The sequence below is a fragment of the Mycoplasma sp. 2045 genome (assembly GCF_024582715.1).
In the GTDB taxonomy this organism is placed as follows: Bacteria; Bacillota_I; Bacilli_A; order Mycoplasmatales; family Metamycoplasmataceae; genus Mycoplasmopsis.
Map to the genome: position 1 here is coordinate 566,883 of NZ_CP102083.1, position 15,144 is coordinate 582,026.

General features: G+C 30.2%; 10 protein-coding genes. All 10 read right to left on the reverse strand.

Annotated elements, in window-relative coordinates:
* Positions 1-30: 30 nt before the first annotated feature.
* The 10 genes from NPA13_RS02300 to NPA13_RS02345 all read right to left on the reverse strand — a co-directional run bounded on the left by NPA13_RS02300 (position 31) and on the right by NPA13_RS02345 (position 15,068).
* Positions 31-1,812, reverse strand: coding sequence for a Vmc-like lipoprotein signal peptide domain-containing protein (locus NPA13_RS02300; RefSeq protein ID WP_257088839.1), 1,782 nt, complete (start codon positions 1,810-1,812; stop codon positions 31-33).
* A 175-nt stretch (positions 1,813-1,987) separates the two neighbouring features.
* Entirely contained in the window at positions 1,988-4,030 is a 2,043-nt protein-coding gene (locus tag NPA13_RS02305) for a hypothetical protein (protein ID WP_257088840.1), read from the reverse strand.
* A gap of 6 nt (positions 4,031-4,036) precedes the next feature.
* Positions 4,037-4,309 carry a hypothetical protein gene (locus NPA13_RS02310; protein ID WP_257088842.1) on the reverse strand — a complete coding sequence of 91 codons (273 nt, stop codon included), beginning with the start codon at positions 4,307-4,309 and terminating at the stop codon, positions 4,037-4,039.
* A gap of 3 nt (positions 4,310-4,312) precedes the next feature.
* A complete protein-coding gene (locus tag NPA13_RS02315; RefSeq protein ID WP_257088844.1) occupies positions 4,313-5,335 on the reverse strand; it encodes a carbohydrate ABC transporter permease in 1,023 nt (340 codons plus the stop codon).
* On the reverse strand, positions 5,259-6,185 hold the full coding sequence (locus NPA13_RS02320) for a sugar ABC transporter permease (protein ID WP_348866162.1): 927 nt from the start codon (positions 6,183-6,185) through the stop codon (positions 5,259-5,261). The genes NPA13_RS02315 and NPA13_RS02320 overlap by 77 nt, the downstream gene beginning before the upstream one ends.
* Positions 6,186-6,309: 124 nt before the next feature.
* Complete coding sequence (locus NPA13_RS02325) at positions 6,310-8,388, reverse strand: ATP-binding cassette domain-containing protein (protein ID WP_257088848.1); 2,079 nt, start codon at positions 8,386-8,388, stop codon at positions 6,310-6,312.
* A 70-nt stretch (positions 8,389-8,458) separates the two neighbouring features.
* Positions 8,459-9,874 carry a thermonuclease family protein gene (locus NPA13_RS02330; protein WP_257088849.1) on the reverse strand — a complete coding sequence of 472 codons (1,416 nt, stop codon included), beginning with the start codon at positions 9,872-9,874 and terminating at the stop codon, positions 8,459-8,461.
* An 87-nt stretch (positions 9,875-9,961) separates the two neighbouring features.
* Positions 9,962-12,367: a P68 family surface lipoprotein gene (locus tag NPA13_RS02335; protein ID WP_257088851.1), complete on the reverse strand. Its 2,406-nt coding sequence runs from the start codon at positions 12,365-12,367 to the stop codon at positions 9,962-9,964.
* 311 nt (positions 12,368-12,678) lie between these two features.
* On the reverse strand, positions 12,679-13,356 hold the full coding sequence (locus tag NPA13_RS02340; RefSeq protein WP_257088853.1) for a TrkA family potassium uptake protein: 678 nt from the start codon (positions 13,354-13,356) through the stop codon (positions 12,679-12,681).
* 14 nt (positions 13,357-13,370) lie between these two features.
* Positions 13,371-15,068, reverse strand: coding sequence for a potassium transporter TrkG (locus tag NPA13_RS02345; protein ID WP_373457112.1), 1,698 nt, complete (start codon positions 15,066-15,068; stop codon positions 13,371-13,373).
* Between the last annotated feature and the right edge of the window lie 76 nt (positions 15,069-15,144).

Genomic DNA, 15,144 nt, shown 5'->3' on the forward strand with positions numbered 1-15,144 from the left:
CCAGTTTAATTTTTCAAATTTATATAATCATTATATTAATGGAATTTCAGCTTTGAATGAATCTCCAATTTTGTTGTTTTTAAAACTTGTAGGATCAAAGATATTTGCATCATAGATAATTACAACTTGTTCTTTTTGTGAGTCATATTTAGCTCATTTACTATCTTGAGGATATACAGCTTCGTTTCTATCTTGAACAATCATTTTTCAATTTGAACCATCTTTATTTAATTCATCTAATATAGCTTGAACTTTATCTGCCCTGTCGTAGTTAATTTCAGTTAAACCAACTATGTCAAATCCTAATGCTTTAATAATTTTTGAGATTGCTATATATTTGAAATCTCTGGCACTTAGGAATGTTTCATAATCATCAGATGTTCCATAGTTTAATACATTTCAGTGAGCTATACGAAGTGCATTAGCATCTTTTCTATGTAAATCTATAGAATGGTTTGAATGTGGTAAAGAAACATTATTTTTAACTTTAACATCAGTTCACACAGGAGCATGATCTGACAATCTGGCTCTAATTGGTTCTTTAGGTTTATTACTTGTGTAGTAATTTAAGTTCATATCTTCAGGTGCAAGCACGTTGTTTCTAAATGAACTTCAAATATCAAATTTAAATGCCAATTCAGGTGTATTAACTTGTGTCAATGTTTCTAAATGTTGTTTATTCTTGTTCTTAAAGAACATTTTATCATATGGTTGTGAATATACACCATCTGTTCTACCTAATGATGTGTAGTGAGTCTTATTGTCAGCGTCGCCTAAATTAGTAATTGTAAATTTATAGCTTTCTGGATAAAGATTTTGAATACTGAAGAAATCAGCACTAATGTTTGTATCACCACCAAAAATAACAAAACTATTATCTTGTGAAATTGATTCAAAATGTCTTGCTACATTTGGTAATCCTAAAAATTCAGAAACTTCTTGAGCACCTGCTGATTTCGGTTTACCATTTGCTGTTTCAATATTGAAGTAGTCTGTTTTTATTGATTGTTCATCTTTAGCATTTTTAGCAACACCTGGAGAGTCTAAGTGTGCGAAAATTGTTGTGAAGTATGTGTTGTCATTTTTGAGTTTAAATTGTGCTCCAAAAGGTGGTCTAACATATACTGTTCTTTTTTCACTATTAATAATGTATCCTTCAGGTTCTTCTGGATTAACAGGTTCTGGTTGAGTTTCAGAATCAGGTTGAGGGTTAGGATTGTTTGGTTGTGGATTTGTTGGTTCTACAGGAGGATTTTGAGTACCTGGGTTATTTGGTGGAGTAGTTGGCTGATTTGGAGTTGTTGTTGTTTCTTCTCCAAATAAGAAGACTTGTTCTCCACCTTTGTTGTGTAGTTTATCTCAGAAACGAAGAGTAACTTTTTTATCCTTTTTGTTAAATCTACATCTAATTTTCTTTGTTCTTAATCTTTTATTGTTAGCATCAGTTTCATTTTTATATAAATCATGCTTTGTTCTGTCGAATCTGAAGACAAATTCTTTAACAGTTCCTTTTTTAACAAAAACATTACCATCATCATCTAATGTTAAATCAAATTCAACTTCTTTTGTGTTGTTTTGATCTAATGATTCTACATAGTTTGTTAATGTTTCTTTTGTATTATCTAATGAAACTGAAACACTGAGAGGCTGAACTGATAATGATGGTTTAGGTTGTTCTGGATTAGATGGGTTTTGTCCATCAACTGGAGTTGTTGGTTTATCTGTTTTTGTTGAATTACATGAAACAGCAACAGCGGCGACTGTTGGTATTGAAATAAGTGAAGCTAAAAGTAATTTAAATTTAGTTTGCATATTGTGCCTCCTTAACTTAATTTAATATGAACTTTACATATTTTTAATTGTAATAAATTTACGAAATTTGTTAAGGTTAAATTCAAATTTAATTAATTTTTTTCACATTTTGTGAAAATTAAAAAAGCAAAACCTTTTTAAGATTTTGCCTTTGTTTTTCAACTTTTTTGAATTCTTATTTAATATTTGCATATGGAAGATACTCAGCTGATACTGTGTATCCTGTTGGTAATGAAGTTTGAATTTGACTATTAATGTATTCAACTGATAAGTTTGAAATATCTTTTCTTGAACCAATACTGTTAACTAATTTCTTAGTTGCATTTTCCCCTTCACCTTCAGTTACATATTCATTGCTTGTGTAATAGAATTCTGTGTAAAGTTTAAATACATCTAAGAAGTATCATTCACCTGTTTTTCTATTTTGGAATTCTAATCAGTAATTATTTTCAAGTTCTGGTGAATTACCACGAATTACTTGGATGTTTGTGATACCTAATGTAAATCCAATTTTTGCAAATAATTCTGCAAATGATTGAACGTTTGTACCGACTTTAGCTTTTCCTTGTAATAACTTATTGAATGATTGTTTGTACCCTTCTTGTAAAGTTACATCTATTGTTGCTTTTAAGTTTGTTGCTCTTCTAGGTAACTTGTATTGATGAGTCATAATTGCATCAATTTCTTTATCAATAGCTTTAGTTTCATCATTTTCAACACCATTATTTGCTTTTAATAAAGCAATTTTTTGAAGTTCAATTTCTTTTAATCTTGCGATATCTGTCATCATTTGGTCATAAATTGGTTGACAGTGATCAAGATACGCTTGGAATACTTCTCTATCTTTGGCTTTAGTTGTTGATGCTTCCAATTTCATTCTAGCATTTTGGTATTGTCCTTGTAATGATGTGAAGTATCCATATGCTGTAAGAGGTTCTGTTCCAAATCAAGCTAAATATTTGTGTGTTTGGAAGAATTTAAGTGGGTCAGCACTAAATTCAGATGCCTCTTCAGGTGTAAGAGCTGTTTGATTGAACTCTGTAATATTATGAGATGTTATCTTATTAATGTTATCAATTGAAATTTGTTTAAAGATTTTGAAATCATCTGATGGTTCATTTGTATCTGGGTTTAATCCATCAATGAAGTATAAAGGTGAAAACCCTCCTCCAACTCCCATTAATGATTGAGTCATAATGTTTCCATCTTTATCTCTTTTAATTGTGAATGATTTTGATTCTTGTATTAATAAGTTAACAATATTAGAAACCATATCACGTTCTTTAGAAATTGTTGAATCATAATCAAAGTTTAATAATGAACCTTGAATTGTTTTAAAGAATGATTGGAAAAGTGATGAAGAAATACCTGAATTAATTTTGTTAACTACTGAGAAATCGATTTTGTAACTTCTATCAGCTGTATTTTGTTTAAGAATTCTGCTATTTGAATCTCTTGTTTCATCTTCAATAATAGCATCCATAAATGGAGAATTTTTAAAGTAAATTTTAAGAGCTTCTTTAACATCTTCTAATGAAATGAATTTAGTAGGATCTTCGTTGAAGAAAACAACTTTCATTAATGAATCAATTTTTGAAACGATTGCAATTTGTTTTTCTGAGTAACCTGCAGCTTCTAACTCTTTAGCAGTTAATTTTTGAATTGCAACTTTTTCGAAATCTTCAACTTTTTCAGTAGGGTGTTTTGTATTTGTATCTTTTGAAGCGTAATAGTCATTAAGTAATGTTGCAACGCTACCAACTAATGTACGTGCCTTATCTTTTGCATCATTATTTGCATCTTTTAATGTTTCTGAAAATACTTTTTCATCTACTGAAATTGATTTGTGGTTTTCGCTAATTGTATATAACTTATCAGCAACAATTTTTACATCATCGTTTTTAATATCGAATGAATTTTTGAATAAGAAATCTCAGTATGTGAATGTATAAGTCATAACATTACTGTTATCAAGTTCTTTAAAGAATTGAATTAAACCAGGTTTTTGTTCTCATTCTTTAAATTTAGCTATAACATCAGCATCTTTACTTCTCTCTTGTGTTCTTTTTACAAATGAGTTATTGACATCATAGTTTTTAGCAAATTTTACAGTAACATCATCTTCATATAAACATGAGACTGCTGTAAGTGGCATTGTTACAACTGCAGCTGTTCCTAGTAAAAATGGGAAAGCTTTTTTAGAGAATAATTTTTTCATAAATAACTATCCTAGCATTTCAGAATATCTTCAAGATTTAATTCCAGCATATGTTATGACTGAACCCATCAAGAATAATAAGCATGAAAATGCTAAACCTCCTATTGAATAAGCTTTTGTGTATTGATATGATTGTAAAATTTTAGCATCTAAGGTAGTTTTTTTAATATCAAGTAATGATTGAACATTATTAATTAAAATTGATAAACCAATAATTGCAACTAATGCAACCACTGTTAATATTGCTCAAATAACAACTTTTGTTCTAACGTTTTTCATATACTATCCTTTAATTGTTGAACCTTGTCTACTGATTGATGCCATAATACGTTTTCTAAAGATTAAGAAGAATAAGAACACAGGAATAATTGAAAGAAGTGATGCCGCTAATTTAACGTTTTGCATTGTGTTTGCTCCTGATTCTGGATCACTTGGATCGAATCCGGCTTTGAATAATCACACTGACATAACTTGTAAGTCTTGACCACCAATTGTAGAAATAAGAGCTGGTCATAAGTATGAGTTTCATGAAGCAAGAGATGTAAGAATAACGATTGTTAATGTTGTTGGCATAACCATTGGGAATGCAACTTTGAATAAGTATTTCATTCCTCCAGCACCATCAACAAGTGAAACTTCTTTAATTCTTCCAGGGATTGCTTCGAAAGCATTTTTATACATAACTGTATTAAAAATACTTGCTGTGAATGGGAATGCAACTGCTAATAAGAATGTAAAGTAAGTTTTGTAAAGTTTTGTTTTAAGAACAATTAAGTATTGTCCTGATAATAAGGCAACTTCTGGTAACACAAGTAAAGCAAGGGCAATAAATCACACAAGTCCTTTTCCACGTCAGTTTCTTAGTGAGAATGCATATCCCATTAAGAATGTAACAAAGACTTTAAGTACAACTGAAATAATAACGTTGAGCGTTGTGAATACAAAGGCCTTACCATAACCTGTTGAGAATGCTCTCTTATAAGTGTTAGCTACAACTTCAGATCATGAAGCAATAACAAGGTGCCCTTCTATGTATGTTTTTCCTTCTGCAAATGAAGGTAAGAATTTAAATTGTTGTTTTAATGATTGAGATTCACCATCGTTCATTAATGAAATTGAAATCATGTAGAAGAATGGGAATAGGATAATAACTCCAAATAATGCAAGTAAGAATAATTTTAATGCTGATGAGGTAAGAACTTTTGAAAATGAAGTCTCTTTAACTTGACTAGCTGACTTCTCTTGATTTTTGCGCAATTTCTTTTGCATCATGCGCTTGTGTATTCATAACTTTAACTCAAACATTTCTTTCTCCTAAGTTATTTAATGTTAACTGCATCAAGAAGAATCCTCCACGGATCATTGATGAGAATATTACCCCGATCACGAATAGCGAGATACTTGCTGCTCCGGCTAAACGTCTGTCCCCTGTAGATGTAGCGTAGTACACGAACATCATAAGAGATGAACCCCCGTTGTTTAAAGCGTTATTTGGTTTGTTTTCAAATAATGCTAATGGGAATACTTTAAGACCACCAATAATTCCTAATGTAATTAAGAAGTTAATTGTACTTTTAATTGATGGTAATGTAATTGCGAAAAATTGTTTAACTTCACCTGTTCCATCGATTGATGCTGAACGGTATAAGTTTTTATCAACACCCAACATAGCTGTTGTGAAGATTAAGATATTGAAAGCAAGACCGCTTCAAATACCATTAATAATCATAGCTACAAGAGCGTTGAATGTGTAAGGATCACCTGTTGTTAATCATGGAATATTTTTTCCGATTAATTGATTAACGAGTCCATATGTACTGAATAATTGAATGAATGCTAAAGAAACAGCAACAGCATTTGTAACATAAGGCATGAAGAATACTGTTTGTCAAAATCCTCTAGCTCATTTTCTGTAAAGCTTAGCAATAACTGATGATACTACTAAGGCAATCATCATAACAAATGGAAGAACAAATAAACCATAGATAAATGAGTTTCTAACCCCAACAGCAAAGTATTGGTTTGTGAAAACACTTGCATAGTTTTGTCCTGTTAATGATCCTGTTTCTGTTGTTAATGATTCATAAACGTTAATGAATAAAGGTGTAATTGTGAATAATGATAACAATATAACACCTGGTAATAAGAATAACATCGGAATTCAAAACGGTGTTTTCTTATCTAAAATCGTGTGTGATAAAGTAGATTTTCTTTTTGCTTGTTTTTTTATAGATCAATTAAACAAGAAAGGAAAATTTTCTTGTATAAAACTATGAAACTTATTTCTTGATATCATATTCTATTCTCTCTTCAGATAAAGCATCGAAAATGTGTAATTTCTTCAATGGTACATCGAAGTAAATTTCATCATTTTTAGCAAATGAGTAGTTGTTGTCTAATAAGAAGTTAATTCTTCCTACTCCTTCAACTAAAACAACTAATTTACTTTCTTTTCCGAAGTTTTCTACCACTACTACTTTACCTTTGAACATAGAACCTTGTTCTTTTGATTTAATAATGAAATCTTCTGAACGAACACCAATGTTTAATGTGATGTTGTCTTTATTGTTGTGAAGTTTGATTTCTGGAAGTTTTACGTCAGCCATTGTAACTACACCATCTTTAACTTCTGATTTGAATAATCCCATTTCTGGCATACCAAGGAATCTTGCAACGAATTGGTTTCTTGGTTTTGAGTAAAGTTCCATTGGTGTACCCATTTGTTGAACTCTAGCAGTTGACATACATACGATAATGTCTGAAATAGACATAGCTTCCTCTTGGTCGTGTGTAACGAAAACTGTTGTAATACCTAATGATTGTTGGATTTCTCTAATTCATTGACGAGTTGAGATACGTAATTTAGCATCTAAGTTTGAAAGTGGCTCGTCCATTAAAAGAATTTGAGGTTTTTTAACAATAGCACGTGCAATAGAAACACGTTGTTGTTGTCCTCCTGATAAACGAGTAGGTTTCTTTTGTAAGATGTGAACAATTTCTACACGTTTAGCAACTTCCATAACTTCGTTGTGAATAGCTTTTTTAAGACTGATAACTTTCTTAGATAATTCTCTAATTTGTTCTCTGTCTTCATCTGATAATAAAGCAAAACCAATAGTTTTTCTTTCTCTTTTCATTGCTTCTTTAACAGAATATTTGTCTTCAAGTTCTTCAACAATGCTGTAGAAGTGTTCTTCAGCTACTTTTGGTAATCTCTTTTCATCAGAAACTAATCCTAAGTATTCTTCATCTTCTTTCATTGTTTTGTTGTATTCTGCTTTAGCGTCTAAGTATGCAGCTTTTTTTTCAGCTTTTTCTACTTGGTATCTAGCAATGATTTCTTTTTGTTTTAATAAGAATTTGTAACGAGTTAATAATTTAATAGCTTTTTGTTCTAATTTAATAATTGCTATTCTGTCTTTTAAGACTAATTCACTTAAATCAAGTTGAACTAACTCAGCTGTGAAATCTTGTAAACTATTAATTCTTTCTTGATACTCTTCTTCTGATTTTGGTTTTGAGAATTTAAGAATGCTCTTGTCATATGAAGCTAAGAATTCTGATTGTTTTAATTCATTTTCATTAATTAACCCATTAGCTTTATCATGAGCGAACTTGTATTTAATGTCTTGGATTTTTGTCGCTGAATCTTGTTTTGTTTTTTTGTTAGTTTTAATAACATTCTTTGTTAATACTGAAATTTCTGCATTTTCGTGAACTACTGAAACTGAATAATCAGTATGTGCTTTTTCAAGTTTGTTACTGATTCTTGAGTATGCTTCACTAACTTGACGTGAAATTTCAGTTTTAACTAATTTATAGTTTTTGAATGCTTTATTTAAGTGTTCAATTTCTGCTTCAGAAGCTCCTAATTTTCTTAAGTAAATAGAACGAATTCCATTTTTAGCTTCTTCTTTTTCTAAATAGAATTTTCTTTGTCATTCTGAGTCATTTCTTAATGGGAATGCAATATTGTGGTAAACACTCATGTGTGGGTATAAAGCATAGTTTTGGAAAACAAACCCGATTTTTCTGTTTTGAGGTGTGAAGTCAGTAACATCTTTACCTCTGAAAAGAATTTTTCCTGATGTAACTGTTAATAAACCTGCAATAGCATTAAGAGTTGTTGTTTTACCTGAACCAGATGGACCAAGTAATGTAACTAATTTTCCTTCTGGAATTCTAAAACTAACATTATCAACAGCTAATGTTTCACCGAAGTCAATGTTTAAGTTTTTTAATTCAATAGCAGGAATAGAATCAACATCAGTTGCTTCTAATTCTGAAACATATTGATTAATTTTACGAATATCTGCTTCGTGAGCTGATGAAAATGTTGTATTTTCTTTTTGTTTCATTTTATCCTTTCTTAATAAGAAAATTTAAAAACTAAAATTGCCTAAATCAATATTGTTAATTTTATTAATTCTAAGCCTCATTATTTTTTTGTAAGATTTTGTAAAGTTCCTCAAATGCTTGTCATTTACTATTTCTTTTTGCTATATAAACATATTTTTCAATTTGTTCTGCCTGTTCAAAGTAGTGGAAAAATCCTAATTTGTTTTCACGAGCATGGTTAAATGCTAATGCAATTTCTGGATAAATGCTGTTTACGTAGTTTGGAGAAGTTTTTGGTTCATTGTAATTTGCTTTTCAGTTAGCAAATGAATCATATGGTAATGTTAATCCTTCTCTTGTAATCTCTGCGTTATATGAATATCCAAAATCCTCACCAAAGAATATATCTGCAGTTAATCTACCATATGAGTCAGAACCAGATATGAATCCGATTTTAACTTCATTTTTAACATTATAGAATTCTGAATTTGGATCATCATTAAATAAGATTTGTTTTCCAAATTTTGATGATAATAATGCAAATCCATATTCGAATGGACAAGATAAAGTACTTGATACAGCTTTTTCTGGTGTGTCAATTCCTGAATATCTAATTGTGTATTTTGATCCTTTTGTTATAGAAGCGTTAATCATTTTCTTGTCTTCTAATGCTACAACAGTTGCTGTATCACCATCTGATACGCTAATAACTTTAGCTCTAAATGAGTTCATATCAATGAGTTTGTTGTTTCAATCAATAGATAATTTTTTCATTTTTGAATAAGATGGTTGTACTTCGAAATCAGACAATTTAGGTGTAATTGTAGAAGAAACGTTTAAACCGCTAGCTTGTGCTACAGTGCTAAATTTAGGCACTTTTCATAATTGACCATCTAATTTAATTGAAACTTCGAAATTAAAGTTAATTAATACAGGAATAGATGTCATATTTTGTAATAAAGTTTCTCTATTTGGTAAATCTTGTTTGAAATAATCACTTTTTGTATTTAATCCCATTGAATATGGATTTTTTTTATCTATTTTTACAATAACTTCATATTTTTTACCTGCATTTATATCATTAATAAAGTATGTATATTCTTTATTAATGAATGACTCTTCATATGATACAGCTGAATTAGAAGGAATTAAATATTGTGATTGTGCGACTATTTCAGGGTTAATGCTGAAACCAGAAGTCATCTCATTATTAAGATCAGCACCAATAACATCTTTAATAGCATCAACAGCTTTAGCGAATTCAACTCTTGAATCTATAGATTCAAATGCCGGAACAACTTGTGCTGTTTTAGTAAATTTATTTTTTTCAAATTTTAAAGCAGTTCGAATAGGGCCACCCACTTCTACATCCACTATGTTAGTGCCCTCTTGAACTTTAACAACAGTAGCTTTATTGCCGTAACCACATGAAACACTCATCGCAATTGGTGTTAATGATAATGCTGAACCTAATACTAAAGGTATTAATTTATTTTTTAGCTTCATGTTTCTCCTTAATTTAAAAGCAAAAATATAGTTTTAACATAATTAAAACTATATTTTCATTTGTTTTTTAATGTATGAGAATTTTTGTTATTTAACTGTAGCGTTTCTAATAAAGTCCTCAAATGTTGGTTTTGCATGTGAAGAATCTGCTTTGTTTGAATCAATTCCTGCTTGTAATGAGTCTCATGCTCCTTGAACTCCACTTCTGAATGAATCAGCAAAAATTGACCCTGGTTCTTCAAATGTTACATATGGAACTTCATCTGCATCTGTTGACTTAGCAACGTTTGAGAATAATTCGAATGCTGTTTTTAAGTATGGGTTAAGTTTTCCTTTTGTAGGGAAATCTGTATTCTTTTCAAATCCTTTGTAAGGAAGAATGTATCCCATAGCACTTTGGAACATGTCACGTGGTGTTAAGTTTTCTGCAATAACTTCTTCTGCTCCACTGTTACCTTGAATTGTGAATCTTTCATATGTAGTTTCTGATGTCATTAATCAGTTTACAAATAATTTTGTTGCAAGATCACCTGCTTCAGTTGTATGAACACCGATCATCGATGGCCCTTGTACATAAACAACATTATATGGATCTTCAGAAGTTCATCTAAGTGGAACTGGTTGAGAAATTAATTCTTCTTTACCTAATAATTCAAGAGCTGTAGCTACTTTAATTGTGTATCCCATTGCAGTTAATTTAGCAACAAGAGCTTCGTCAGCGCTTTTAAGTAATTTGTTTTCAACTGAATCTAAAAGTAAAATACCATAGTATTTTGTGCCATTTTTCTTTTTCAATTCAGCGACTGGAACGTTTTGTGCTTTAGCTTTTTCGATAATTTTATCACTACCATCTTTGTTAATTATAATTAATGATGCTTTTGGTAATGCTTCATCTGTCAATGCACTAGTAAATGCTGTTTCTTCAGCTGCATTAACAAATTGAAGTTCATAATTAGCATTTTTGCCATTAGGGAATGTTGCTTCTGATGCACTGTGAATTGCATTTTTGTATTTTCCGAATGCCAATTTTCCAGATTCTAATTTTGATAATAAAACTATTCCTGGAGTTTTCTTGTTTTCAGAAAGTTTTAATGAGCTTCCTTTTTCATCGATTGTAACTGACGCACCTTTGTTAAGGCTGTTAATTAAATCTGATGATTCACCTGAAACATAGTTGTGTGAATATCCAGCTGTTGAGCCGATTGAAAACGCCATGTAGTGTTTTGTTTGGTCATTTGATGAATATTGACCACCAGGATAGATTTTTAATCCTCCTGTTTCAATAGCAGCTTTTGTTTTGTTAAAGATTTCTTGTGTTTTTACATAAGCTGATGTACTTTGTTTTTTAAGAACATCATAGTTGATAGATAATTTTCCACCATTTCTTGATACTGATTCAATCATTGCTGCTGAAGCTTGTTTAAGGGCATCTTCTTGAGTTAATGTTGTTCCAGCTGATTTAGCTGCATCAACTTGTTCTTTAAGTAAAGCACTATATAAAGCTTGGTTGTATAAAGCTGTATAGTCGTCTACTCCAAATACGTGTAATGTTGAATTTGTTGCAGCTGAGTTTACAAATAATTTTTGTGCCATAGCTGCAAAATCAAGTAATTCAGCATATGAGTTAAAGATTGCTTTGCTTAATTTCTTAACATTACCACCTGTTCCTTTGTATTCGTTAACAATTGTTTCAACGTTTGCAACAGGTTCTCCTCAGATTTTCTTAACACCTGAACGGTCTCCTTGACCTTTTGCTTTAATGTTGTTGTATTCTTCTTGAAAATCTTCTGCAACTTGCATACCTTTTTCTACTAAAGTATCAAGAATGTATGAAAGAACCGGTGCGTTAATTGAGAAAATTGTTGTTGATTTAAACGCAGGTAAAATTCATGTTGATGGTAAATCAATATTTTCTGTTTGGAAGTTAGAAGTAATGAATTTTTCTGAGAATTGTGATAAATCTGTACTTGCTGATTTTAAGTTATCATTAAAGCTTAAAAGCATTTTTGCTTTTGCTAACTCTGAAGCAACTGTACTATAGTTTAAGATAAGGTTCATAAAGTCTGAGGTTTGTCTTGATGAAAGACCTTTTGTAACAATATCTTTACCAGCTGAGTATCCTGAACCTAAACGTTTTAGTCCTACTGGTAATGAACCTTTAAGTTTTGGCGCAACTTCTGTGTTGTATTTTTCAACTAAAGCTGCTAAAGCTTTTTGTTGAACACCACCATCTGAGAATGTGTGACCAATAAGAATTTTGTCACCAACTGTAATTGTGTAAGGTTCGGTTGATGACATGTTAGGTGTTTCATTGTTTAAAATTCTGTCACCTAATGTTGAACCATTAATTTCTGATCCATTTTTTTCTTCTTGAGTAAATGTTTCACCAGATGCGCTTACACCACCTTCGTTACGACAAGAGATTGAAATAACTGGAGCTGTAAGAGCTAATAAAGCTGCTCCGTTAATTAATAATTTTTTGAATTTTGTCATTTTATCTCCTATATTGAAATAAAAATTTGAATAAATTTAAATTGTTTTGTTTAGATATTTTTGTTATGAGATTCTATTAGAAATCAATATACACAAATATTTTTTACGAATATGAATGTGGAAATTTCTAATTTCTAAAATTGAAAAAAAGTCAATTTAATTTCTGTATATTAGATTTCGTATTTATTATAAATAAATAAATAAATTTATTTATAAATATTTTCAAAAATTACTTATTTTTTTCACATTTTGTGAAAAATTAAGAAAAAAATAATTCCACATGTGGATAACTTACACGTGGAATTGAAATTTTAGTCTACTTTATTAAATCATTCAAGCGCAGTTGTTACATCACCTATCTCACCGATGATTGTAATATTGTCATCTTTATGTAATGTAACATCACCTGTTGCAAGTTTAAAAACCTTATCAGCTGATTGAATTAAAACAATAGTGATACTCTTTTCATTTAAACCAATTTCCTTAACTTGTTTGTTAAATAAGTTTTGGTTTTTAATTTTTGTTGAACCAACAACAAAGTTTCCTCCAATTTCTTGAAGTGTTTCACTATATCTAATAAAGTTTTTGTTAGCTGCAATTAATGCTGTTCTTGTACCTGATTCAAACTCAGGACGAATAATAACGTTAACTCCAATTTGCTTTAAAACTCTTGCATGACGTTTTGTAGATGCTCTTGCAATAATGTTTTTTACTTTAAGTTCTAAAAGTGCAGCAACAATTTCGATGTTGTCTGATACAGCAACAACAACGGTTTCCATTTGGTCAATACCAATAGCTTGAAGTGTTCTTGTATCAGCTGCATCACCAATGATAATTTTGTCAACTTCATCTGCATAAAGTTTCGCATTTTCATCATCTTTATCTAAAATAACAACGTCTTTTTTAAGTTTAATTAATTGATCGATAACAGCTTGACCGAATCTTCCTGTTCCGATAACTACTATTTCATTTTCATATTTGAGTTTCATATTTTCTCCAATCATTAACCAATGATAATGTCAGCTTCAACATATTCATAGGTACGACTAAAATCTTTTTTACGTTTTCAAACATTAAGTGTTGAACTAATTCCAAATTGCCCAATGAACATTACAATAATTAATGTTAATTTTGAAACTATATTTAAGTTTTTTGTAATTCCTGATGATAAACCAGTTGTTCCAAAGGCACTTGCTACTTCGAAAATTAAATTCTCCATCGAGAATCCTTCATTAGGATCTTGCAAGAATGCATTTTCGATTTTTCCACCATAATCTTGGAATGAACTGAATAGAATCATTGAAGCAATAAGAATAATAATTGTTGCAATTGTTAATATTTTTGCAGACATATTAACAGTGTCTTGGTTGATAGCTCTCTTAAACACTCTAACTCTCGGTCTACCAAATAAAATTCTATATAGACCTAGAATTATAAGAGCTAAAGTTGTGGTTCTTATACCTCCACCAGTTGATGCAGGAGCTGAACCAATTATCATCATAAAGATAAACACAAAGGTTGAACCGTGTGTAAAATGTTTCATATTTACAGTAGCGAATCCAGCACTTCTTGTTGAAAGAGATGTGAAGAATACTGCAAAGAATTTATCAAATGTATTTCCGTATAATTGACCTTTTTCAATGTATTGCTTAAGATTTGAGAATTTTTCTAATTCTAAATCTTGGACATTTGCACCTTTTGAGAATCATTCAATGTAAGCTTTGTGAGTTTCATTACCAACACCCACAGGTAAGTGATATTGATTTCACAATGAATATGGATTTGAAGATGAAAGTTCAAATCCTAAGGAAATTCCAAATCCAATTAAAAATACAATTACATAAGTTGTAAGTGAAACTTTGGTGAATATTGAAAATTTAAATTGTGTATCCTTTCTTCTAAGTTTGCGTTTTATGTAAGACACAATATCGTGAAGAGCTGGATAACCTAATCCACCAATAATAAGTAAGATAATAAAGCAAATTTGTAAGAAGTAATTTTGATAATACGGCATAAGTGAAGAGCTTGACATAATATCAAAACCAGCATTATTGATTGCTGATATAGTATGGAAAATTCCATATTTTAAAGAAAGAACAAAATTACCTTGAGGATTTTTGAATGAACCATCAGTTAAAATTTGTTTCATTCCCTCTGTATGTTTTGGTGTTGCGAAATAGAAATAAAATGTAAGAATAACACTGAATAAACAAATACAAATAAAAATAAATTTAACTGATGAAATAATTAATTTCGTAGTCTGTGTGACATCAGATACACCCCGTTCAGTTTGCATAATTTTAATTTCAGCAAGGGTGGATGTTTTTTTACCAAATAAGTAGTTAATGGCAAAAAACTTAAGTGCAAAAATACCAATTCCACCAGCTAAAATCAAGATAGCAATAATTGCTTGACCTAAATCATTTCACTGGCTAAATGTATCAACAGTCACCAAACCGGTATCACTAAATGCACTAGCTGTTGTGAAAAATGCATCAATGTATTTAACACGTGCAGCTTCAGGATTTTGTGCTATTGGTGAGAACAAAATCAAACTGGAAACTAGAATAATCAATAAGTAAATAAATAATAAATACTTAAGTTTTGATATGTTGTTTTTTCAATATCAAAACCTTCTAATTAATTTTGCTAATCTCGAGTTCTGAATCCTTAACTTGATACTATAAGAAGTCTTACTCAAAATTCCTCCAAACTTACATTATTAAATGTAATTTAATTATATTAAATTAAAAAAATTCATTATTAAAATGAATTTA